This window comes from Lacicoccus qingdaonensis (genome assembly GCF_900101075.1).
Lineage (GTDB): Bacteria > Bacillota > Bacilli > Staphylococcales > Salinicoccaceae > Lacicoccus > Lacicoccus qingdaonensis.
In genome coordinates, this window is the sequence record NZ_FNFY01000002.1 from 1 (window position 1) to 24412 (window position 24412).

The window sequence follows — 24412 nt, forward strand, 5'->3', positions numbered from 1 at the left end:
CACAATTAAACAGCCTGGCACCGGTAGAATTTCGGGCACAGGCTGCTGCATAACTGTTTTATTATTTTAGTGTCTACTTGACGGGTGGCGGTTCACTTCTGCAGGGATGGCTATTTTCATATAATCTTGTCATCTTCTTCAATCATATAAACCTTAATATTATTTGCTCAATTTATGAACAATATATTGATTCAGGGATACTTCTTCAAGCTTTGCTGCCCGACTCAAACTTTTATGGAGACTTTTTGGCAAGCGCACACGGAGGTTGCCGCTGAAATGTTCGTCACCTATCGGCTCAGGTATCTCTTCCCCTTTTTCTATCATATCTTCTATAAAACCTTCCAAGACTTCATAGATATTATCATGTGCTTCTTCCTTGGTCTCGCCGGCTGCAATACAACCATCGAATTCTAATACTCTTGCTGAAAAATAATTACCAGCCTCGTCTGTTACAGGCTTAATGATAATATTATAAGGCTTCATAAGATACTTTTCCAACATACTTTTTTCAGCTGTATTCATAATATTCATGGCAAAACAGTGGAATCATTCTTCTTCAATTCTTTTTAAAAGCTGTTTAATGAGATACGGCTTTAATGGCTTTTGGAACGGAAGCGGCCATCGGTCACCCGAAATTTTATTTTTAAATATATGATGACTGCCTTTTATTCTGGTCAACTCATAACCATATGCTCTCAATACTTTTTCAGCTTCAGAGAATTTTATATTATTTGGCTGACGTTTCATCTTCTCAACCAATTTATCCACTCCTGCCATAATTCACCTCCCTATCACTTATAAATGGTACCACACAGGGGACCATTTTACTATTAACAAATCATGATGATTTCAACATTAATTCCACCCGATTTTGTTGTATGATTAGAGTGAATACTTCATCATTAAAATTCATAAATAATTTAAACGAGGATGATTACTTTGCAGATCATTATGTCGCATGTGAATACTGATTTTGATGCGCTGTCTTCTTTGATAGCGGCGAAAAAGCTCTACCCTGATGCAAGGGTTGTCATTCCGAATGAACAGACTGCACCTGTCAGGCAGTTTTTAACGATATACAGAGATACTTTCGACCTCACCGAAGACCATCAGATTGAATGGGAGGAAGTGACGGATCTGATTCTTGTGGATACCGCCTCTCTTTCAAGGCTCGGCAACTATACGAAGAAGCTGAACCAGGATAAGCTGAATATCACGGTGTACGATCATCACCCGCCGGGCAGCAATGATGCCGACGCGGATAAACGAGTTGTTGAACCCGTCGGGGCGACGGTGACTTTATTGATCGAGAAAATGATTGAGCAGAAGATTCCGGTCTCTTCTTTCGAGGCAACGCTCTTCGGTCTCGGCATATACACGGATACCGGTTCCTTCACATTTCCGAATACGACCGACAGGGATTTTCAGGCGGCGAGTTTCCTGATGAAAAACAACATGAACCTGGAAATAATCCAGCGCTTTGCCGACTACAAACTGACGCCCGACCAGCAGAACTTATTGAACCAGCTGTTCCGCAGGGCAAAGACTTTCCATAAGGACGGTTTGAAGTTCATTGTCAGTGCCTGTCAGATTGACGTTTATTTGAGGGAACTCGCGACCATTACGGATAAACTGCTGGATATCAGCGGCGCCGATACTGTCGTGACAGTCGTCAAGATGGAAAAGAATGTGCACATCGTCGGACGGGGCAATTCAGAAAGGATCGACCTCACCCCCCTTTTGAAAAAGTTTGACGGCGGCGGTCACCCGCAGGCAGGATCAGCGACGGTTAAACGAAGCGGGCTGGATGATGTTGTCGAACAGGTGAATCGTCATCTCGATTTGATCCTGAAACCGGCGATTACCGCTGAAGATATCATGACCAGTCCGGTAAAGATGATTCCGCCTGATACGAAAATCGAAGAAGCCGGCCGGATGATGTACCGTTACGGCCATTCGGGATACCCTGTCGTCGAAGACGGCAAATTGATCGGCATCATAACAAGACGTGACCTCGACAAGGCCAACCATCACGGTCTCGGTCATGCGCCGATCAAGGCATATATGAGCCGCAATCCTGTCACGATCAGACCTGAAACGACGATTGAAGAGATGCAGAAACTGATTATAGACAACAATATCGGCCGGTTGCCTGTCATGGAAGACGGTGAGCCTGTCGGTATCGTCACAAGGACGAATATCATCGAAGTTTTGCACAGTCAGAAATTGAGTGATCGACTTCGGCAGCCTGAGGTGAGAAATTTGAAGAACGAGATGAAAAGACAATTGCCCGCACGCACATATTCCATGCTGGATGATATCAGCAGGACGGCCGAACATGCCGGCGTCCCCGTCTATCTGATCGGCGGCATCGTCAGGGATCTCTTTTTGGAGCGTCCGAATGAAGATATCGACATCGTCGTTGAGGGCAGCGGCATCGATTTTGCCAATCACCTGCAGGCGGATTACGGCGGCAGCGTTAAAATCCATGAAAATTTCGGTACCGCAACATGGCATCACCCATCAAAACTGTCCATCGATGTCACTTCAGCGAGGGTCGAGTATTACGACCGCCCCGCTTCACTGCCGGATGTCGAACTGTCGACACTCAATGAAGATCTATACCGCAGGGATTTCACCATCAATTCGATGGCACTCTGTCTGAACCCTGATATTTTCGGCGACCTGGTTGATCCTTTCAAAGGCCAGTCCGACCTTCGGAGCAAAACGATCAAAGTGCTGCACAACTTGAGTTTCATCGAAGACCCGACAAGAATCCTCCGTGCGGTCCGCTTTGAAACACGTTTCAATTTCCTGATGGATAAGCAGACCGAAAGCCTCGCCCTGAATTCGATGGCCAGGATGAAAGACCTGTCGGCCCACCGCATCGTCGAAGAGATGAAGCGGATGTTCAAAGATGAAAAACCGCCGGAGACGATCAGAAGATTGTTCGAACTGCAGTTCTGGCAGCAGTTCGGTGCCGATGATGATATCCGTGAAGAAAGTTTCGTCCACGCGAGCCGCATGGATATGGTGTATGACAGACACCCACATTTCCAGAGTAATAAAATCAGCTGGTTCGACTATTTCGTCATCCCCTTCTATCACAGCGGAAAGTCGCATCTGGCGAAGACTTTCGCACTGACCAGACAAAATAATAAATTTCTCCAGGACATCAGAGACCTCACAGAAATTGACGGCTGGGAGAAGACAGAAGGTGTCGGTGATTTCCACCGCTTCCTGAAAGATTTTACGGATGATGCGATTTTATTTTTCATATCAAAAGAGCACTTTGAAAATGAAGACATCATCGTGAGCTACGTGGAAAAACGCCATGACATCCCGCCTATTTTGACCGGCGAGGACCTTATCCAGCAGGGGTTGAAACCGGGCAGACAATTCAGGGAAATTTTAATGGAGCTTGATGTGGCCGTGTTGAACGGGGAAATAAAAACAAAAGAAGCCGCACTCGAGTGGCTGGATAAATACAGGTGACAATATTGATGAAGACCAACGTCTTTGACTGGTCTTCATTTTTCATTTCATTTTTTAGAAAAAACTGTTGGATGATTTTAATTCTCCCCTTGCTTTTTACGTGAGAAGACTTTAATATACGGATTTAGCTTATATAAATAAAAAATCTCTATAATAAACGAATAGATGAAAATGAGGTATGCGCAATGGATTTTACTTTACCGACTCTCCTTGTCGTTGCGATTTTCATCAGCCTCGGCATTCTCAGCCAATGGGTGGCAGGACTGCTCAAATTTCCTCCGATCGTCATCATGTCAATCGTCGGTCTGTTGATCGGCCCGGTATTCGGCCTGACGAATCCCGAGGAAATGCTCGGCAGTGAACTGTTCAGCACCGTCATCTCCCTCGCAGTCGCAATCATTTTGTTTGAGGGCAGCAGTAATCTCAATGCCCGTGAAATTAAAGGGATATCGATCGCAATGCGCAGAATCCTCACATTGAATGCACTGATCGGATGGACGCTCGGTACACTGGCGATGTATTTCATCATCGGTTTCCCGCTGTCCATTTCCCTCGTCCTATCCGGTCTCTTCATCGTAACGGGACCGACGGTCATACAGCCTTTGCTGAAACAGGCTAAAGTGAAACGTTCCGTCGATTCGATACTGCGCTGGGAAAGTATCATCCTGGACCCTGTCGGTCCGATGATCGCTCTGCTGGCATTTTATATGTTCCAATTTGTCGCTGATGGATTCCAGATGGGACTCGTAATGGACTACATCATCGGATTTTCCGCTGCAGCCGCTCTCGGCTATGGCGGTGCGCTGTTGTTCAGACTGATGCTGACGTCGGATATTCTGCCGCAGCACTTGATGACGCCGATCCAGTTTGTGTTCATCATTTTAATATTCAGCATCAGTGATACGATACTGCATGAATCGGGACTTCTTGCCATTACAATATTCGGTTTCGTCATGGCCCAGCTGAAAAACCAGCATCTGATCTTCCAGGAATCGGATCATTTCATCGACGATCTGTCGATGATCAGTGTATCCACCGTATTCATACTGATCACCTCGTCACTGACGATGGAAATGCTCAGTGTCGTTATCGCCTGGGAAGTGCTTTTATTCTGCCTGGTCATGATTCTTATCGTCCGTCCGGCTTCAGTATTATTGTCAACGATCAATACGGAGCTCACATTCCGTGAAAAACTGTTCGTCAGCGGTGTCGCCCCGCGCGGTATCGTTGCACTGACCGTTGCCGGTTTTTTCGGCGGTCTGTTCAATGAAATGAACACCGATATGGCCGAAATGATCGTCCCTGTGACGTTCGCACTCGTGTTCATCACCGTCGTTGTTTACGGTTTCGGATTCAAGCCGCTCAGTAAGGCGCTCGACCTTTCAAGCAGAAAGCCGCCGGGTGTCATCATAGTTGGAGAAAGTTATTTTGCGATTCAGCTCGCCATCCGTCTACAGGAACATAACATTCCTGTCGCCATTTCAGACGTCCTCGCAAACCAGAGGTACAATATTGAAGATTACGGCATTGAAAAGATTTCCGGCAGTCTGCTGGCGGAATCCGAGCGCATGTTCCAGGATATGACCCGCTTTGACAAGTGTCTGCTTCTGACACGTTCATTCACGTTCAACAACCTGGCCTTCAATGTGCTCAGCGAAGAATTCGGTGTTAAAAATGTCAACGTCGTCGCCCCGCCGAAAACTGCGCACACGACCATCGAGGACTGGGAACGGAACCATATATTATTCGACGATGATTTGAACTACAGAGTGCTGAATAAATATATCAGAGAAAATGAAATTGTCGAAATCCCTTCCTCTGAACGTGATCAGCTGGCAGAAGATGATTTCATCCTCTACCATATCAGCAGAGATAAGAAGATCACGTTTAACGTGCTGACTTCTAAAGTGAAAAATTCAAGCGGCAGTGTACTCGGTGTTTTAAAGGGTGCCCGCCAGTATATGAAAAAATAGAATACATTTAAAACCCCTCCTGACACAACTTTTTCCAGTGTCAGGAGGGGTTTATTTTCTACAGCCAGCCTAAGCTGTTCATCAACAGTGAGATGCCGGTCGCAAATAAAATAATATAAATGATGATCTGGAAGACCTTTTGACTGATCCATTTAAACAGCATCTGGCCAAGATACAACCCGATAAATACGACGGGCAATGCCCACAGGCTCGATATCCAAGTCGTTTCACTCGTCCCGGCGAAGGCGACCTGAACATTCAGACTGATTAAATATATGAACAGATAGTAAGCGAGTGTGGTACTTCTGACGACTTCCTTTTTATGGTCGGTGCCTGAAAAATATAACAGAAGCGGCGGACCCGGCATGCCGATGCTGGTGGTGAGCGCCCCTGAAATCACCCCGACAATCCCTTCTTTTCTTGTGCTTTTTGTAATGGTGAATTTAAAAATCAGCAATACTGAAAGCATTAAAACAACGAGTCCGACAAACATCTTCAAGCTGTTGATATCAATCCATATGAAAAAGATGATTCCGATAAAGACACCTGCGCTGCTCCCGAGTATGTACCGCTTCAACATACCAAAATCAATGGACTCCCTGATTGATTTTATAAGAGACAGCGAGAGCACAAGCGATAAAATCAAATTGATCTGGATCGCTTCGGCCGGTCCGAATAAAAACAGCAGCAGAGGTGTCGCCAGCGTAGAAAAACCGAAGCCTGTACTGGTCTGGAGTACAGTCGCAAATAATATAATGATAAGAAATAAAACCATCTCCATGACAAATACTCCCCTCTCTTCATATTCTACGTCTGCACATTAAACTTTACCATAGTAAAAACAGCCATCCGTCAAAGATGGCTGTTCTGAAAAAAATTATATATTACCCAGTTCCTGTTCCCTTTTCAGCTTTTCCGGCGTGACATCATTACCCAACGGGTCAACGACAGTCATTCCTGAGAAGGAATCAAGCACCTGGCCTCTGATCTGTTTCAAATAATTCTCTCTCAACTCTTTTTGTTCTTCTCTTTCTGCATCTGTCAATCCGACGGTTTTCTGTATTTTCGCAAGTTTGTTAATTCTATCCAATCCTACTATCATTATATTTCCTCATTTCATTTAAAATTTAAAAAGCTGTATTTCGATTCGATAATTGCCGGAAACTTCGGTACGACATATTCTCCGAGCTCCTGAATGACTTCTTCAGCCGGGCGTTTATTCTGCTTGAGTGCAATCATCACATGATTCACACCCGCCTCCTGGTAGGCATTCAAATAATCAATCAGGAAATTGTGTCCTGACCTGAATCCGATTGGCAGTGGCTTTGCAACCTCGCCCGGCCGTTCGGACAAGTCGATTGCGAGCGGCTGCGCAAACGGTTTGAACGTTTCTGTTGCCCCGCGCCACTGATTGACCAGTTTCTTCTGTCCCTGCAGGTCCTGCGGGTAGAATAACCAGCCGTCCGTGTGTTCTGCCAGCCACTCCATCGTCTGGCCGCTGTAGCCCGTGCCGAAAACAGGGACCCCGGACATTGCCGGTTTCGGCACAACATCGCCTTCCGTCAAGTTCACCCGCTCCGACTGGATTTCAGGGAACGCTTCACTCCACATCTGTTTCATCACTTCGATCGATTCCCTGAACAGTTCACCCTTATTTTCTATATCTGTCTTAAAGGCCGGAATTCAATCGGCCGGTCTCCGCTCGCTGCGCCGAATAAAAACCGCCCGCCGGAAAGGTGCTCTAGTGTGGCCGCCGATTTCGCAGTATGAATCGGGTGGCGCAAAGTCGTCACGATGCTGCCGGTGCCGAGTGCGATATCTTTCGTATGCGCCGCAACGTAACTTAAAAACATGAACGGGTCATACAGGCCGCCGACATCTCCGAAGTTCGGATCATAGATCGGCGCATCCCTGACAAACAATGAGGCGAAGCCATAATCCTCAGCCATTTTTGCCAGTCTGATCTGTTCCTCGAGATTCATTTCCGGAAAACTGCCTGTATAGGATTCCAGCGGAAACATCAGCCCGAGCGTCATTTTATTTTCTTTGAATGTTCTTTTGAAACCCTTATGATTTTTAAACTGATTCATATCTTCACCTTCTTTCTATGTAAATTACACAACCATCTTCTCTTCCACCCATTTTTTAAGGTCGGTAATATTATCTGTAAAACGTCTCGAGTTGATATCTTCAGATAAAGAAGCGATTGTTTCCCGCTTCAATACTTTCTTCCAGGCCGCTTCCGCTTCATCCATCAATTCTTCCAGAACGCAGCATCTGTCGTCTTTCTCAAGTTCCAGCATGTCATCCAGTATCCCGCTTGGACTGTACAATGACTGCTGACCTTCAATCGCAACATAAATATCGTATACCCGAATATCTTCGGGGTCTTTATTCAGCTTGAAGCCGCCTTTGACACCGGGCACAGATTTGATGATATCTGCAGCAACCAGCTTTCTGAGCAGCTTTTGAAAATACGTCGGCGACGCCCTCAGCTGTTCACTGATCACTTCACTGTGCAGCACCGCACGCTCCGGCAGCATATTGAGCAGCATCACCGCATATACCGACTGTTCCACACCTGTTTTCATCTGCATCATTCACACCGCTTTTCATTGTATTTGTTATAAACAGGACAATCATTGTCCGCATTAGCTTTAATTATAATAACAGGTGATCGTTTCCCCGTCAATACCCGTGCTTAAAACAAGGTCACAATGTTTAACATGCCGTCGTAAAATTCACGAGTGCCTGCAGAACATTTAACAGGTATTCGTCACAAAAAAACCACTGAAAATAATATATTTCCAGTGGCAAATCATATATTTAATTGCTCTGAACTTCTTTTCTCCAGACAAATGTCATAAATATAGTGAGTGCGGAGACACTGCATATAATCGTAACGAGAGCGAGCGGCCATGCGATTTGCTCGCCGCCGAGTCCGACAAGCGGTGACACGATCGCCCCGCCGATAAATGGCAGCAGTCCTAAAAATGCCGAAGCACTTCCTGCCGACTTCTTCTGATTTTTAAGTCCCAGTGAAAATGCGGTCGGCGAGACGAATCCAACGCTTGAAACGACCAGGAACAGCGCGATGATGATTACCGGCAGTGGTAAGTCCGCCATCACCACAACAATCAGCAGCAGACTGCCTGTCAGTGACTGCATGACACCGAACATCATAATTTTCACTTCATCCACTTTAGCCGCAATTCTCCCCGAAATCTGCGCAGCGATGATGATTCCAAGACCATTCAGTGCGAATATCAGTGAAAACTGCTGAGGGGTCACTTCATAAATGTTTTGAAGAATGAATGGAGAGCCCGCGATGTAGGCAAACATGCTCGACATGATCAGACTCTGAGTAAATGAAATGCCGAGGAATACTTTATCTTTCAGAAGCTCCCCGAATGTTTTCACAACCGCAAAAATCGAACCCTCCGACCTGGCCAGAGGCGGGTGTGTCTCATTGTAGAAGAATGTCACCGATAACAGCAGCAGAATGCCGATCACTGCGATAATATAAAACACAATCGGCCATGAACCAAAATTGAGTACAAAGCCGCCGGAAATCGGTGCCAGTATCGGTGCCGCCCCGCTCACCAGAGCGAGCAGCGCAAATGCTTTCGTCAGTTCATTGCCGGAATAAATATCACGTGCCGCCGCGCGTGCGATGACAATGCCCGCTGCACCAGTGAACCCTTGGATGAAACGGAGTAAAATAAAGATTCCGATGCTCGTTGTGAACGCCAATGACAGTGACGCCACTGCATAGATGGCCAGGCTGAACATTAACGGTTTCTTCCTGCCCCTGATATCACTCAATGGCCCGAACATCAGCTGACCCGTCGCGAGCCCGATCAGACATGTCGTCAAACTCATCTGTACAAGTGATGCGGTTGTACTTAAGTCATCAGCCACAACCGGGAGTGCCGGCAGATACATATCCATCGAAATCGGACCGATTGCGGTCAGTGCCCCGAGAAGAATGACTATCCAATATTTATCAACACTTTTATTATTAATATATGTATTCATGACAGCAGCCTTTTCTTAAAAATTTTATAAATAAAAGTATATCACGCACCTGTAAGACTTACTATACTTCCTACCCGACAATGATTAGAACCACCGATAAAAGGTAATTGATAAGCAATATGAATAAAGGGATGATAAATTATGAAAGATGCCAAAGCTACAGAAATCATACAGCTGAACATCGAAGACGACGGCAGAATACCGAACCACTGGAAGCTGCCGCTTCTGATCTATAAAAACGTATTGGACGAAGATGATGATGCGGTAGCGATACTGAACTCTAACAACTGGTCCGGTGAATGGCTCGGCTCAGTCCATCCGTACCATCACTACCACAGCAACACCCACGAAGTGCTCGCAGCAGACAGCGGCACAGCCACAATCCAGCTCGGCGGTGAACTTGGAGAAACCGTCAACGTGGAAAAAGGAGATGTCATCATTCTTCCTGCCGGCTACGGCCATAAGATGATTGAATCGAGCGATGACTACCAGAACTACGGCGCCTACCCGAACGGCAGGAGCTTTGACATGTGTTACGGAAAAGAAGATGAAAGACCTGAAAAACTTGAAAATATCAAACATGTTCCCATGCCTGAGGCCGACCCCATTTTCGGCACATCCGGCCCGCTCTTCAATTACTGGGAAGATTAATTCACAGAAAAAGCCTGTACTTCACTCAAAAGTACAGGCTCTTCTTATCTCTAATAAAAATCCGGTTTGACCATCTCTTCGGACCCCGGTTCAAAGACACCCGGGCTTTCCCGGCTGAACTTCGAAGGGTCCTGGATGATATCCATGACCATTCTTGCCACCGCGTTCCGTGTCACTTGAGCGCCGACGAACGGCTCGCCTTTGTCCGTCGTGCTGTACGACTCTTTTTCAGCGTCATCATACAGCCATGTCAGCCTGAGCAAAGTGTAGTCCAGACCGGAATCCTCTACTGACTGTGCATTTTCCTTATGCACCTGCATGACGGGCAGATTCCCGATGATGTTGTCATTCCAGCGCCCGAATTCCCCGGCAACATCATCGTAAATATCGAGTACCGAGGCCGCCACCAGCCGACTCACTTCTGTCTCTTCCATCACTTCAATAATATTTTCGATTCCGTTTGTGTCTGCCATCTCATTCAAATAAACGACGTCCGCCCCGGAAATGGCCCGCTTCAGGACATCACGGTCTTTAAAATCACCATCAATCACCGTTTCCTTGTCAGCATCGGCAGCTTCCAGCCGTCCGCTCGCATTTCTGGCAAACAGTACAATGTCATGATCTGTTTCATTTCTCAGATTATCGGTCAGCATTCTGCTGATCCGTCCGGCTGCGCCTAAAATTGCCACTTTCATAATACAACCTCCGAATATAGTTTCTACATTATATGTTACTAGTCAGAACGCATATTCAAAAGTCATTTGTTCGCTATAAGCGTACTGGTTTTATTTTTAAAACTACTTTTATCAATACTGTTTAAAAAGTATTTACAATTATTAGAATATTCGTTATGATTATCCCCATATCATCTTAGAGGGGGAATTTTATGAACGCAATATTAGTAGCGATTGCCGGTATCGCAGTTTTTGCGCTCGGCTACCGTTATTATTCAAAATTTGTAGCCGAGCGGATATTCAGGCTGGATCCGAATTATGTCACACCGGCACACAAGTATAATGACGGTGTCGATTTCGTCCCGACGAATAAGTTTGTACTCTGGGGCCACCACTTTTCTTCAGTCGCCGGTGCAGCACCTATTTTGGGTCCTGCCATCGCAGTCTACTGGGGCTGGGGTCCTGCATTTTTATGGGTCATCCTTGGAACGGTGCTTGCTGCGGGGGTGCATGACTTCGGTACACTGGCGTTGTCCGTCCGTAACAAAGGACAGTCCATCGGTACCATCGCGGAGAAATTTATCGGTAAACGCGGAAAGATTCTATTCTTATTTATCATACTTACATTACTTTTAATGGTGAACGCAGTATTTGCATGGGTGATCGCCAACTTGTTCATTTCCTACCCTGCAAGTGTCATTCCGGTATTCATCCAGATTCCGCTTGCGATATTGATCGGGTATTCAGCATACAAACGTAACATGAAAATGCTGATCCCTTCATTGATTGCACTCGCGATCATGTACGGTGCTGCGATTCTGGCAGCAGAAGTGCCGGTGCTCCAGATCGACCTCGTTCAGTACATGGGCGGTGAAGACGGTGCCGGAATATTTGGTCTCGGTGCCGTATCCAGTGCTTTCTTCATCTGGATCATGATACTTCTGATCTATGTGTATTTCGCATCGACGCTGCCGGTCTGGAAACTGCTTCAGCCGAGGGACTTCATCAACTCCCACCAGCTGTCGGTCGGACTGCTCATACTGTATGCCGGTCTGTTATTCACGAATCCTGAGATTACGGCACCGATTACGAATCCTGATGCCGACGTCTCCTGGCTGCCGCTGTTATTCATCACCATCGCATGTGGTGCAATTTCAGGATTCCACGGTCTAGTATCGTCAGGAACATCATCAAAACAGCTGGATAAGGAAACGGATGCACGCTTCGTCGGTTACTTCGGTGCCGTCGGGGAAGGTATTCTTGCCCTGATCTCCATAATTGCGGTGGTGACACTGTTCAACAGCACGGCAGATTTCAATGCCGCCTACGGCAGCTTTGCCGATGCCAGTGCCGGCGGATTGAACAACTTCGTCGAAGGTGCGGCACTCCTTGCGGGCGGTCTCGGCATTGCACCGCATATCGCAACGACGATCGTCGCAATCATCGTGGTCAGTTTCGCAGCAACTTCACTCGATACATCAGTGCGTCTGATGCGCTACATCGTTTCAGAAATCGGTGTGGAATATAACATCAACGCCCTGACGAACAAACATGTTGCAACAACAATCACAGTCGGTGCGTCCGCAGCACTCGTACTGCTGCCTGAAGGGCCGCAGGGCTTCGGTTCCGGAGGATATCTGATCTGGCCGCTGTTCGGTACATCCAACCAGCTGCTTGCCGGCATCAGTCTGCTTCTGATTTCCATATGGCTGAAAAAGCGAGGCATCAATTACGCTGTGACCCTGATACCGATGATTTTCCTGATGTTCATGACATTGTATGCCATGTTCACACAGGTTTTCCTGGAGTGGTCATGGTTCGGCAATGACTCGAACACTCTGCTGTTCGTACTCGGATCGATCATCTTCGTCTTTGCGGTGTGGATTATTGTCACCGCCATTCAGGCACTCAGCGGCAAGTTTGATGATGAACTTAAAAAGCATGATGAACAGTAATATACAGGATGGTGATATGAATGTTGGAAAGTGTAAAAAAGCTGATCCGCTATTATGAAGAAGTGCTGGAAATGCCGCACAGGACGGAGGTGGCGAGGGAGCTTCGGGATGAGGATGACCTCTTCCTGCTGCTCCTCTACTCCGAAATGATCGGCATACCGAATCCGGTCTACTATTATACGCTTGAACTATATCCGCATATCATCGAAGATTTCCATGACTGGCATCTCCGGATGGGCATGGAAAAATCACCACTGACAGGCATACGCTGCTGTTAACATAATAAAAGGAGCATATTCACATGGCAGAACACTTAAATAAAATACTGTTCATCGGCGGTAAAGGCGGTGTCGGCAAATCGACTTCCGCGGCTGCCGTCGCATGGAAGCTTGCCAAAGAGAACAAAAAGACGCTTCTCATCTCAACGGACCCTGCGCATAATCTGGGGGACATTTTCTCTCAGAAGATCGGCGGGGAAACACAGAAAATAACAGATAATCTGTATGCTTTGGAGATCGATCCTGAAACTGAAACGACGAAGTATATCAATTCTGTAAAAGAAAACGTCAAAGGCACGGTCCAGTCCAGTATGATCGATGAAGTGAACCGTCAGCTGGATACCGCGAAAGCTTCACCCGGCGCTGATGAATCGGCACTGTTCGATAAGCTGATTTCCATCATTATCGAAGAAGAGCCGGCATACGACCACCTCGTTTTCGACACGGCACCGACCGGCCACACCATCCGGCTCCTGACACTGCCTGAACTGATGGGTGTATGGATAGAGGGTCTCCTGAAAAAGCGCAGGAAGACCAACGAGAACTACACACAACTGCTGAATGACGGTGAACCGGTTGAAGACCCGATTTATGAAGTATTGCTTGAGCGTCAGAACCGATTTAAACAAGCACGTGAAATACTGCTTGAGTCGGATAAGACAGGATTCATCTTTGTACTCAACCCGGAACGGCTGCCGATTCTTGAAACTAAGAAAGCCATCGACCTGCTCGACCAGTACCATCTTCATGTAAACACCGTCTTTGTCAATAAAGTCCTGCCGGCTGAAGTGGACGGTTCTTTCCTCGCACAACGGCGCCGGCATGAGAAACAGTATTTGCAAGATATAGAAGAGACATTTCCGAATCAGCGGAAAATCCATATCCCGCTTCTGCCGCACGACATTACGACTTTGGAAGAACTGGATGCGTTCAGCGGGCACTATCAGTTGTAAAGACATATTAAAACAGCGGATTCCTTCATAATAAGAGGGATCCGCTGTTTTTTATTTCTTATGCTTCAACCCTTCAAAAAATTCATCATAATCACTGTTACCCGCATCGTTTATGATAATCATGTTGTTGTTTGCTCTTGACAGGCCGGTGTAGACGAGGCGGTGTCTGACTGTGTCAGTGACACCTTCTGCCCACTTATCAGTCAATACCAGAATGACATTTCTAGTCTCCCAGCCTTTAAAACTGTGTATCGTAGAGAATTTGACAGGTCCACTGTTTCTGTAAAACCGCATTTTTGCTGCACGTTTGCCTACCTCACCTGTACTGCTTTCCACACCGACATCGGCCTTCGGTCTGAAAGTCGTCGCATTTTCTCTGAACGCTTTATGCTTGGAACTGTTCAGCCTTAGCTGCACTTCCACATCTGAAATGAGTGATTCGCTGTTTGACAGTACACATATATCATTGACGGACTCCCCCTGCTCAGTTAAAAACTTTACGTATGAAGCCACTTTCTCACAAACGTTATCCAAAGAAAAGTCATCAATCGCCGTATATTTCATGCGGCCGGGTTCGGATAACTCAAGTTCCGGCTGCTCTATGTAATCTTCATCGAAGAAATGTTTTGAAAATCTGTTGAGAAGTTTATTGATGCCCTGGTTTTTATTTCTGAAATCCTTGTTCAGTACGTTCCATCTGCCCCTGACCGGTGTAATCGGCAGATTTTTTGAGTGATTGGTGTCATCTTCTTCCATCCCGGTTTCACGATCGTAAATATTTTGGTTCTCATCCGCAAAAATAACGAATTCACTGTTATCATATTTCAAATAATCTTTCTTCAGACTGTTGAACCACTCTTTTTCAAAATCCTGTCCTTCATCGATGAAAATAGCGCCATATCTTCGGTCTTCCTTCGGATTGCCCTGATTGTATGTACCCTCTGAATTTCCACTCCAATGATATAACGAATGATAATTGAAAATATCCACGCCTTCTGCAGTCAGATTGCCCCTTCCCCGGACTGCCAGTTCGGACCTGACCTTATCATGCAGATAATTCGTCATCGTGATATTATAACAGGCGACCAGCACCGGTTCTTCCAAACGGATGACCGCATCAGCAACCCTTTTGGCAAGCAGCGTCGTTTTCGCGGAACCCGCCTTTCCTCTGATTTTTTGCTGCTGCTGGCGGCTTTTTGCGAGGGACGCATATTTAGTAGTTTGAAAATCAGGCTGTGCAAGATTCCTGCCATTCTCACCCGGATTAATCAGTGCTCTTAAGTCGGCTGTATCACACTCGTCTAACTGGTAACTTTTATACCTGGTCTCTTCAAACAGCATGTCCAATTTTTCCGACTTCGCCTTGAAGTCGGAAGACAGTAAAATTGTCGAATACCTGAATTGATGATATTCATTCGTATGTGCTTCAAATTCTCTTAAATGATTTTCTTTGAAGTTCTTGAAATAAGCGGCAGTTTTTACAATTCTGTTTAATTTGATTTTATTGTTGTCCTCCGCAGCTTCACTGAGATTACTGTTTGCGTAATCCATCAGATTAAATTTATAATCTTCCAGAATTTTAAATGGCGAAGTAATATTTGCATTCCCACGATTTTTTACTTTCCAATAATCTTTTTTGTCATTGAAACTGATATAATACGCTTCAAAACTATAATCCTTCACTTCTATGATCCATACGCTCCTGTTCGGTTCGAGCACCATGATGTCCGGTTTACTGAAAAACAAGTTGGGCTGGGTATAAATTTCAAAATCACGTTCAGGATGACTCTCTTTCAAATAAACTTCAAGATGCTTCAGACATTCCTTCTCACCCGCGGTCAGAGGCACGCGGAAATTTTCGATTTCTTCGAATGAAGGTATAATTTTTATCGTCATGTTGTTTCACTCCATTAAGTTTTAAGATTATTGAAAATTTTGATCTTTAAATATAGATTAGCATATCTTTATAAAGTTAGTATGAATTTTTTATAAAATAAAAGAACTCCCCGCCGCAAGCCCGGCAAAAGAGTTCCCGTTGCAAACCTTATCCTGTGTCCACTACTCCAGAGTCTCCAATATTTCCTTAATCTGCCTTCTCGCTTTCGCACCTTCCAGTATCGGATACTGCGGAAATACATGGTTCATCATCGGGTATTCGTAATACTCGTTTTCCACGCCGGCTGCGTCCAGCATGCCGGCAAACTTCCGCGTATCCGGCAGACAGATTTCCCGTTCGCCGACGAACATGTAAAATTTCGGCAGTCCCGTCAGTTCACCGTGAATCGGCGACACTTTATAGTAATCGAGTGCAGAATTTCCTGCCCATATGCGGCCGATGATTTTTAAATTATCGGGCTTAAGCATCGGGTCCATCTTTGCATATTTCTCCATTTCCGGATGACTCAGACTGACATCGAGCCACGGAGAAATGACGATAAGCCCTTTCGGTTTAGGCAGATCGGTCGTCGCAAGCCACTGTGAAAAGCCGATCGCAAGCCCACCGCCGGCAGAATCCCCGACGATGACCATCTCTTCATCATTCTCCGCCATGAGATTTCTGTATAACTGCTCCACAGCATCATACGCCTTATCATAGGAGAATTCCGGTGTTTTCGGGTAGATCGGCACGATGAATTCCTGTCCGGTATCCTGGACCATCTTATCTATGAACAGCCAGTGGAACGGGGAAGGCTGATGGATATATCCGCCGCCGTGCAGATACAGGACGCGTCTTCTGCTTTCTTTATCCCCTGGAATGATCCGGTACACTTTCATCTCTGCATCATAATAATGTTCAACTTCAGACCGCATGAGATTTTCACGTATTTTATGCTCTTTACGGTTCTCCTTGAAATTTCTCGCAAGCATTTTAGAATCCACTTCTTCAAGGTCGAAGTTGACAATTCTGATCAAGTCTTCAACAATCTTGCTGCCGATACTCCGTTTTTCCACAAATCTGGCACGTCCCGCATAGACAAGTGCACCGGCACCGGCCAAAAGCAGAGAAGTTTTAACTGCATGTTTCATCCAATCATTCCTTTCAATCCCCATATTATAAATGGAACCGTCTGCCGAGCTGTGTCATAAACGTCTGTTTGGCAAATACGACAAGCAGCGCAAATATCGTCACGGCGAATGACCCTGCCGTCACACTCGGCCAGAGCACGGTCGCCACTCCGGTAATATAAAATATGAGCGGTACAAAACCCATCAGAAGCATCATCATAAGAAAGCTGAAATACCCCGTCCAGTTCAGACGCACCCGGAGGATGCTGATGGACAGAACGAGTATGCCTGCGATAATCAGAAACGGCACGACATAATCGACCGACCACTGGAGATTGCCTGACATGAAATCGATGACCAGAAGCAATATGGTCAGACTGATGACCTGTGCAGTAATCTTGCCGCCGATATGTGACGCCGACAGTATTGTATGGCTCAGCGACACGAGTACATAAAATACCGCAACAGCGACGTAGAACACCCATAAAAACTGGGGGATGACAATCAGGTTGATCGCAAAACAGATCAGTACCGCAAGAGACCCGAGCAGTATCGCAAGCCTTGAAATGCGCGTCCGTATTTTCTGTTCTTTAATATCATACTCCGGATACCATACCGTCATTTTGGACGCTTCCGCATCGGCCAGTTTCGTGCGGCACAACGGGCATCTGCTCTGACTCGTCGTGATATCACAATTCGGGCATTGATTCATTCATCCTCACCCCATTCGTTCGAATAGACTGTAATTTCCAGCCCCGTTATTGTTCTCATCCGCCTGAAAAACGCCTGAATGATTTCCCGTTCCGCGATCGACCGGGCAAATGTAATCGTGAGCTTGTCATTCACCGTCCCGAGCCCGCAGTTGATCGGACTCTTCCGTGTCGGATACAATATGACTTCCATCCGGTCCACATACCGCTTCATCGATTCCGGCAGCCTGGTGTTGCCGAGGTTCGACAGCGTCATTGTCTTCGCCCGCTCGCCAATCTGGTTGAAGCCGAATTTCATCAAAGGATATTTAATGAACACCGGCACGCCCCTGATCCACAAACTTTTCTGAAGCGAGACGAAACGGTTGATGCCGGTCTGGAGCGTGTCCTTATCAGTCTTCTTAATCAGCTGGCCGGTCACGTCTGTAATAATATCTTCCAGATGCATGTAGCCGTCCATCTGTACGCCGATGTTCGCGACAGAAAAGAAATTCCTGAGTGTCGTCGATGGGAACTGCCGGCGCAGACTGATCGGCAGCGCAATCGACACCTGGCCGTCGGTCAAATCCCTCGTCATCCTTTCATCATGGACCACCTGAATCAACAGACTCGTCAGAAATCCGGTCAGTGTCGTCCCCTCGCTTTTGGCAAAAGCATTGAGCTCACCTGCATCCACCACGCCGTGGATGACGTTGATGCCCGGCGGGTCGAATGCCGTTCCCTGGATCTGATATGCCTTTCCCGGCCGCTTGCCGGGACGCGTCACCGCATGAGACGTCGCATGTTTTTCAAAGCTGTCCTCCATCTCTTCAGGCTTCGGCGAATCATCCGGACTGAGCACCAGCCCTTCAGTCTCCACTTCACTGCCTTTCTCCTTCAGATATTGGAATATCAGCGTTTTCAAAAATTCCACCGCCCCGCCCCCGTCAGTGAGCGAGTGAAATATTTCGACCGATATCCGCTTTTCAAAATAAAGGACCCGTATCAGATAGGCATTGTTCTCCTTCCTGTCGATCGGTGTACATGGATGTTCTTTTTCTTTTTTAACGATCAGCTGTTCGTCATTGTGTTCCATGAAGTCCCAGAACAGTCCTTTACGCACCCGGACTGTCAGTGTGGGAAAACGCACCGCGACAATATCCAGTGCATCCTGCAAATATTTCGGTTCTATCTTTTCATTCAGTATCATCGACACTCTGAACACCGACGAGTTCGTCGCATCCGACACCGCATGAAATATCTTTCCCGTATTATCTATCCTGTACCACTGATCCATCCATACACCTCCCGGAAGACACGTGCTTTTCTTACACTTTCATTCAATTTTACCATGCTCAAACCATTTAAAGTAATTATGGTGGAAACCTGTCACAAACAAAAAGCGGCCATCATTCACCAGGAGGTGCGATGGCCGGATTGAACGGTTTTTATTTTACTCATCAGGATCTTGATCTGCGCTTTTTCGTGTAGCCGTTTCTGCCGAGTGTGCCCAGCTGATAATTATAATTTGTGTTGAAATCTTCGATGCTCATATTGTGTTCCTTCAAAATATTATATGTGATGTGACCGGCCATCCTGGCATCTGCCAGCGCGTTGTGATGGTTGTCCGTCTTTACATTGAAATATTCCGCCATCTGCACAAGCTTATGTGACGGGAACTGGTACAAGGATTTTGAAAGCCGGTATGAGCATATATAATTGAGCGGCGGGATTTCCAGCCTGTACTTATTGTAGGCATCCTGGATGCCGTACATATCAAACTGGGAAAAATGCGCCACCATGATATCATTGCCGATGAACGTCTCCAGGTCTCCCTGCAGTTCGGGCAGTGTCGGCTTTCCCGCAACATCAGCTTCCGTGATGCCGTGTATATCTATATTCATATAGGAAAAGTAATCCACTTCCGGATCGATCAGCGAATAAAACTCATCGATGATCTCACCGGATTCAAACTTGACCATGCCGATGGAACAGATTGAACTTCTTTCTCTGTTGGCTGTTTCTATATCGAGTGCCACGTATTTCATCATTGTGCCTCCTGTCATAATTTCTTATTATAACTGCTGAGAGGCAATTACACAAAGTACAGGAATGCAATGATTGCGTAACCGGCGAACCAGAGACACAGTCCATACAGCGCATTATGCTTCGGCATAGTGAAGATGCTCTTATTCGCAAGACTCGACATCAGCAGGTTGATGCCTGTGAATGGTGACAGATTGACAGTGACTGCCCAGTTTAAGAGCAGGACGATCGCCATATAATAATGTTCGCTTACATCCATATCCATGCTGAGGACGGAGAGCGCAGCGACAGTGATCGTAATGATCGGATGCACGCTGAAAAATGACAGTCCGATGATGAGTACCGCAAAGATCGGAATGAGCAGCAGCACATGATTGACCCCTGCCGCCTCCAGCATGTTGATCAGAAACGTATCGAACCCGATGACAAGGAGCGACGTTCCGAATACGCCGGCACTGATGAAGACGAGGAGCTCATTACCCATGTTCGGAATCCGTTCCTGAGTATAGCTCTTCAAACCTTTCACGACCTTTTCCACACCGCCGATCGCGACACTCCATACGATAAACAGCACGATTGCGACAATCGGGATGATGTTGACGATCGCAAAACCGCTAAACATATCAAGTATGATGATCAGTCCCGTCATGAGGAGCATGATTACACCCAGCTCAGCAATCCGCCGCCTGCTGTAGTACACGGGCGGTGATTCCGGCATTTCACGATATTTCTTGTCATTGAATAAAAACCATTCGCCGATAAGGCTGATCACAGACATTGTCAAACCGAAAGCAGCGATCGCCAGCCACTGGACTTCAAAATACGATAATATGACCGCTATGGAAATGAAGTACGGCGACCAGGCAAAAGCGAGTGCAAACCCGCGGTTCAGTGCTGCCATCCGCATCACCTTGTGATCTTTGAACTGATCCGTGTCCGTCAGATAATACAGTATCGGCAGCGTGCCCACATTCAGTACTGAACCGATGGAAAACGTCCCAAGTTTCAGGGCATTATAAGACTGCTTTGTATTATTAAAGGATGATTTCAAAAGACCGGTGATATCTTTCAAATACCTCGGTGAAGTGATCGGTATCGCAAGAAGCGGCACGAAGATGAATATCATCAGCACTGCGGTATTCATGAGCAGCCCTTCTATGACATCAGCCAGCGAGCCGCCGATGATATAGAAAATCACCGCAGTCACATTCAGTATGATGACCACTGTGAGCGGCACCCTGCTCAAGTAAGGCAGATAACTGATGAGCGCGAGTGCAGTGAATACCGCAATCGCGACTTCCATTCCCGGAATTTCCACGAACAGGGACGCGAGGAACATGAACCCCATGCCAAGGACGAAAAACGGCCTGAAGAATTTTATTTTCATATGTATCTTCCTTACAGATGTTTTGATTTCATGATAGCTTATCTGAAGCGTACTGGACAGTATACGTTCCGGATTGCTTGTTAAAGTAAAACTTATCTGTTAAAGAACAGTCATCTGTCATATAATTGATGAATATATCAATATATTTTTCGTCAAACACATTCACCTTGAAAGCGGGTGTTACATTGAATCTCCTGCATAACCAGACCTTATTAAAGAATTTCTATTACATATATGCCGCTTTGTTCATTCTTTTTCTCATTTACTTTTTCAGCGGGATCGGTGCTCTTGGAGTGCTTGTAAACTACATGGCAATCGGTGTGCTCATCATCTCCTGGGTATACAGCTCCAGGCTGTTCAAGATGATCGGCGGGCTTTTCATCACAGTCGGCGTCATATTTACACTCACATCCGGTGAGGGTTTCGGCGCAATCATCAGCAACTCGACGAGCAACCTGCCGCTCCTGATGTTTTTCAGTCTGCTGCCGTGGATCGGCACGGTCGTAAAGGTCGGTGGACTCGATGAAAGCATTACGGATATGATACAGGACCGTGCGAACAGGGTCGATAAAATATACGGCAGCAGTGTCTTCACCACCTACTTCCTCGGAATATTTCTGAACATATCCGCTATCTACATCATCCAGAGGGTATTGAATGACCTGTTCAAAAAAGCAGAAGTATCCTTGAGGAATGAGTTCATCATCAAATCCACGTTGAGGGCATTTGCGCTTGCCGTCATATGGAGCCCGCTCGAGGTCATTGTCGGACTGACGGTCGACTCGACAGGCGTGTCGTATTTCACCCTGCTCCCCTGGCTGCTGCTCACATCAGTTCTTGTCGGCCTCATTGAAGTATTTTTAACAAGACGCGAATTCAACGGCATCACAATCAATGCAGAATTTGATGAAATAAACAGCTCTGCGCTGAAAAAATCCATCATCAAAATGATAATACTGCTCATCAGTTTCCTGTCTGTCGTCATGTTTTTCAACATGAACTCCGACCTCGATTTCGTCCTGACAGTCGCACTGATCATCGTGCCGTTTTCGTTCGCTGCGGCTTTCGTCATGAAGCGGCTGCCAGTATTCCTTAAAACCGGATGGAAAACATGGCAGAACCATAACAACCATATGCAGAACTTTTCAGTGCTGTTCCTGTCGCTCGGCATATTTTCCGGCGGTTTCAACAGCAGTTTTGCTCCCGGACTCATGCAGGAAGTCTTCGGCTATGTCGATTCGTTCCTCATACTGATACTGCTTCTGATCATGGGGCTCATATATGGACTCGCCATGGTCGGTATCCATCCCGTCGCAACGCTTGCAATACTGTCGGAAGTTCTGGTCCCTGTCCTGACCGCTGAAAATGCACTGTCGATCGGCATCGTCATGGTCGTCTGCGGCATGGGTATATCTGCTGCCGCGCCTTACGGCGTCAATGCGACCATGACCGCCCAGAGCATGCAGATCAATCCTTACAAAATCACCAGGATGAATATTGGATTCTCGCTCAGAATGGGTCTGACCGGTATTTTGATTGCGATCATAGCATTGTTCATATAAAAAGAGGAATCCATAGATTCCTCTTTTTTGATGCTTATATATAACCTCTCAGCTCAACTTCTCCCCTATTTAAACCTATATATCTGCCTGGTAGATCGTTTCTCCCTCTTTAATCGTTTCCAGAACTTTAATGTCTCTCAAGTCCATCTGATCGACTTTCAAAGGATTATCGTCCAAAATGACAAGATCGGCAAGTTTGCCCTCTTTGATGCTGCCTTTTCTGTCCTCTTCAAAGTATGCGTATGCGGCGTTGATGGTCACCGCCTTCAGTGCATCGTAGACGGATACTCTCTCCTCCAGTCCGATATGAACACCGTTCCTTGTGATCCTGTTGACTGCACTCCATATCGTATGGAGCATATCCGGATCGACAACCGGTGTCAGTGCGTAAAGTATATTCCATGTGAATCCCATGCCGAGCGATCCTTTGGCAACATCTCTTCCGCTGGAAGCCGTGGCCTTGGATTTAGGATTACTCGTCAGCCCGATGGATATGAATGTCACCGTAAATAACAGAGTGACGATTTCAATATACATTTCAGAATCAATTGCCGTAATCAGCCCACTGTTCATTACAAAAAATCCAACTATACCTGCAATGACACTAGTCGGTACAAGCATGCGTTTGATAAACCCGACCTTTGTCCGGATAATCAATCCAACACATAACATTGCACTTGCAAGCCCGAACGCTATCATAAAACTCATGCAACCACTTCTCCCATCTTTTACATCTATGAAAAGATTATATATTCTCAAAATTCAATTACCTGTCCATATTAATGAGAACTACATATAAATGGCAACATGGTCAGAACGTCCGTACCAGTTAAAATATGAAATAAAAAATCACCTCCGCCGAAGTGACAGAGGTGAATCATCGTCTATATTAAATTTCTACTTCTTCCTGGACAGCTTTATATTGAAAGAATACATATCCGCTCTGTAGGCAGCACGTTCGTATTCAACAAAGTGACCGTTCAGGTCCATCAGCTTCCTCTCGGCAATGAGCACACTTGTTGTCGGCGAGACTTTTAAAAGCTTTGAATCACCCTTCTTCACCTGTTTGGATCTGATTTTCTGTTCAGCTTCTATCGACATTATGCCAAGTTCCTGCTCCAGCAGGTCATATAATGAAACTTTGTTCAGATCATACTGTTTTATCTTCTCACCGAGCTCAACAGGATAATAGTTATTCTCCACCCCTATCGGGATATTATCAGCATACCGCAGACGTTTAATATGAACCGCATCTTTAATACCCGTGATTTTCTGCAGATAGACCGGTAAAGTCAGAACTTCAGTCTTAATCAGTTTTGCACCGGGCTCCATACCCATACTCTCAATCGTCTCCGTAGTACTTCTCAAGCTTCCGAGCCAGTCATTAATGGGTTTTATAGCGACAAAAGTTCCTTTTCCCGGTTTTTTGACAAGCGTCCCTCGCGGGTCAGGGCATCGAAGGCCTGACGGACCGTACTGCGGCTGATATAGTATTCATCCATGAGTTCACGTTCACTCGGCACTTTGCCTGTGTATGTCCCATGCAAGACCTTCTCTTCTATTCTGTCTTTCAGCTGTATATATAATGGTACAGAGTTTGTATAATCCAATGGCATATTGATCACCTGAATCAGAAATTAATCTGTTAGTTTATCTTCATAGTTTACCATATAAAGAAAATGTCGACGTGATTTAAAGTGCCCGT

Annotated in this window: 23 protein-coding genes and 1 pseudogene; 7 read left to right on the top strand and 17 right to left on the bottom strand. The window is 46.1% G+C overall.

Going from position 1 to position 24412, the window contains the following annotated elements; translation table 11 throughout:
* Positions 1–159: 159 nt before the first annotated feature.
* The gene (locus tag BLR15_RS01510) at positions 160–522 is read right to left on the bottom strand and encodes a toxin-antitoxin system HicB family antitoxin (RefSeq protein ID WP_092984312.1); all 363 of its coding nucleotides are present in this window, start codon (positions 520–522) and stop codon (positions 160–162) included.
* Between the two features lie 24 nt (positions 523–546).
* Positions 547–777, bottom strand: coding sequence for a type II toxin-antitoxin system HicA family toxin (locus BLR15_RS01515; protein WP_092983982.1), 231 nt, complete (start codon positions 775–777; stop codon positions 547–549).
* Positions 778–951: 174 nt separating this feature from the next.
* On the opposite strand from BLR15_RS01515, the gene BLR15_RS01520 reads away from it, so the two are divergent.
* Together BLR15_RS01520 and BLR15_RS01525 are read left to right on the top strand one after the other, a co-directional pair.
* Positions 952–3495 (top strand): CBS domain-containing protein, encoded by a 2544-nt coding sequence (locus tag BLR15_RS01520; RefSeq protein WP_176754015.1) that lies wholly within the window; start codon positions 952–954, stop codon positions 3493–3495.
* Positions 3496–3680: 185 nt separating this feature from the next.
* A complete protein-coding gene (locus BLR15_RS01525; protein WP_092983986.1) occupies positions 3681–5468 on the top strand; it encodes a cation:proton antiporter in 1788 nt (595 codons plus the stop codon).
* Positions 5469–5526: 58 nt separating this feature from the next.
* On the opposite strand, the gene BLR15_RS01530 is transcribed toward BLR15_RS01525, so the two are convergent.
* From BLR15_RS01530 to BLR15_RS01550, 5 genes and pseudogenes are all read right to left on the bottom strand, one after another.
* On the bottom strand, positions 5527–6249 hold the full coding sequence (locus tag BLR15_RS01530) for a sulfite exporter TauE/SafE family protein (protein ID WP_092983988.1): 723 nt from the start codon (positions 6247–6249) through the stop codon (positions 5527–5529).
* Between the two features lie 96 nt (positions 6250–6345).
* On the bottom strand, positions 6346–6570 hold the full coding sequence (locus BLR15_RS01535; RefSeq protein WP_092983990.1) for a DUF896 domain-containing protein: 225 nt from the start codon (positions 6568–6570) through the stop codon (positions 6346–6348).
* Between the two features lie 14 nt (positions 6571–6584).
* Positions 6585–7558, bottom strand: a pseudogene (locus tag BLR15_RS01540) (LLM class oxidoreductase).
* Positions 7559–7582: 24 nt separating this feature from the next.
* Entirely contained in the window at positions 7583–8065 is a 483-nt protein-coding gene (locus BLR15_RS01545; protein WP_092983992.1) for an RrF2 family transcriptional regulator, read from the bottom strand.
* 229 nt (positions 8066–8294) lie between these two features.
* Positions 8295–9506, bottom strand: coding sequence for a multidrug effflux MFS transporter (locus BLR15_RS01550; protein ID WP_092983994.1), 1212 nt, complete (start codon positions 9504–9506; stop codon positions 8295–8297).
* 141 nt (positions 9507–9647) lie between these two features.
* On the opposite strand from BLR15_RS01550, the gene BLR15_RS01555 reads away from it, so the two are divergent.
* Entirely contained in the window at positions 9648–10157 is a 510-nt protein-coding gene (locus BLR15_RS01555; protein ID WP_092983996.1) for a cupin domain-containing protein, read from the top strand.
* Positions 10158–10207: 50 nt separating this feature from the next.
* Here BLR15_RS01555 and BLR15_RS01560 read toward each other — a convergent pair whose 3' ends face one another.
* Positions 10208–10852 carry an NAD(P)H-binding protein gene (locus BLR15_RS01560; protein WP_092983998.1) on the bottom strand — a complete coding sequence of 215 codons (645 nt, stop codon included), beginning with the start codon at positions 10850–10852 and terminating at the stop codon, positions 10208–10210.
* A gap of 191 nt (positions 10853–11043) precedes the next feature.
* On the opposite strand from BLR15_RS01560, the gene BLR15_RS01565 reads away from it, so the two are divergent.
* Genes BLR15_RS01565 through BLR15_RS01575 form a run of 3 tightly spaced genes read left to right on the top strand, consistent with a single transcriptional unit; the run spans position 11044 to position 14017 of the window.
* Entirely contained in the window at positions 11044–12786 is a 1743-nt protein-coding gene (locus BLR15_RS01565) for a carbon starvation CstA family protein (protein WP_092984000.1), read from the top strand.
* 20 nt (positions 12787–12806) lie between these two features.
* Entirely contained in the window at positions 12807–13064 is a 258-nt protein-coding gene (locus tag BLR15_RS01570; protein ID WP_092984002.1) for a cory-CC-star protein, read from the top strand.
* A 23-nt stretch (positions 13065–13087) separates the two neighbouring features.
* Positions 13088–14017, top strand: coding sequence for an ArsA family ATPase (locus BLR15_RS01575; RefSeq protein ID WP_092984004.1), 930 nt, complete (start codon positions 13088–13090; stop codon positions 14015–14017).
* A 51-nt stretch (positions 14018–14068) separates the two neighbouring features.
* On the opposite strand, the gene BLR15_RS01580 is transcribed toward BLR15_RS01575, so the two are convergent.
* The 6 genes from BLR15_RS01580 to BLR15_RS01605 form a co-directional block, all read right to left on the bottom strand.
* Complete coding sequence (locus tag BLR15_RS01580) at positions 14069–15913, bottom strand: ATP-binding domain-containing protein (protein WP_092984006.1); 1845 nt, start codon at positions 15911–15913, stop codon at positions 14069–14071.
* Between the two features lie 162 nt (positions 15914–16075).
* Positions 16076–17044 carry an alpha/beta hydrolase fold domain-containing protein gene (locus BLR15_RS01585; RefSeq protein WP_176754016.1) on the bottom strand — a complete coding sequence of 323 codons (969 nt, stop codon included), beginning with the start codon at positions 17042–17044 and terminating at the stop codon, positions 16076–16078.
* A 25-nt stretch (positions 17045–17069) separates the two neighbouring features.
* Positions 17070–17735: a DUF6320 domain-containing protein gene (locus BLR15_RS01590; RefSeq protein WP_092984010.1), complete on the bottom strand. Its 666-nt coding sequence runs from the start codon at positions 17733–17735 to the stop codon at positions 17070–17072.
* Positions 17732–19009: an alcohol acetyltransferase gene (locus tag BLR15_RS01595; RefSeq protein ID WP_092984012.1), complete on the bottom strand. Its 1278-nt coding sequence runs from the start codon at positions 19007–19009 to the stop codon at positions 17732–17734. Before BLR15_RS01595 ends, BLR15_RS01590 begins: the two co-directional genes overlap by 4 nt.
* A gap of 163 nt (positions 19010–19172) precedes the next feature.
* The gene (locus BLR15_RS01600) at positions 19173–19760 is read right to left on the bottom strand and encodes a 3'-5' exonuclease (protein WP_176754017.1); all 588 of its coding nucleotides are present in this window, start codon (positions 19758–19760) and stop codon (positions 19173–19175) included.
* 47 nt (positions 19761–19807) lie between these two features.
* Positions 19808–21145, bottom strand: a complete 1338-nt coding sequence (locus BLR15_RS01605; protein ID WP_092984016.1) for a hypothetical protein — start codon at positions 21143–21145, stop codon at positions 19808–19810.
* Positions 21146–21438: 293 nt separating this feature from the next.
* On the opposite strand from BLR15_RS01605, the gene BLR15_RS01610 reads away from it, so the two are divergent.
* Positions 21439–22707 carry a hypothetical protein gene (locus BLR15_RS01610; protein WP_245696463.1) on the top strand — a complete coding sequence of 423 codons (1269 nt, stop codon included), beginning with the start codon at positions 21439–21441 and terminating at the stop codon, positions 22705–22707.
* A gap of 75 nt (positions 22708–22782) precedes the next feature.
* On the opposite strand, the gene BLR15_RS01615 is transcribed toward BLR15_RS01610, so the two are convergent.
* From BLR15_RS01615 to BLR15_RS14195, 3 genes are all read right to left on the bottom strand, one after another.
* The gene (locus BLR15_RS01615; protein WP_176754018.1) at positions 22783–23415 is read right to left on the bottom strand and encodes an amidohydrolase family protein; all 633 of its coding nucleotides are present in this window, start codon (positions 23413–23415) and stop codon (positions 22783–22785) included.
* A 189-nt stretch (positions 23416–23604) separates the two neighbouring features.
* Positions 23605–24075, bottom strand: a complete 471-nt coding sequence (locus BLR15_RS01620; RefSeq protein WP_245696465.1) for a GntR family transcriptional regulator — start codon at positions 24073–24075, stop codon at positions 23605–23607.
* A 26-nt stretch (positions 24076–24101) separates the two neighbouring features.
* On the bottom strand, positions 24102–24323 hold the full coding sequence (locus tag BLR15_RS14195) for a GntR family transcriptional regulator (RefSeq protein WP_245696473.1): 222 nt from the start codon (positions 24321–24323) through the stop codon (positions 24102–24104).
* Positions 24324–24412: the final 89 nt, after the last annotated feature.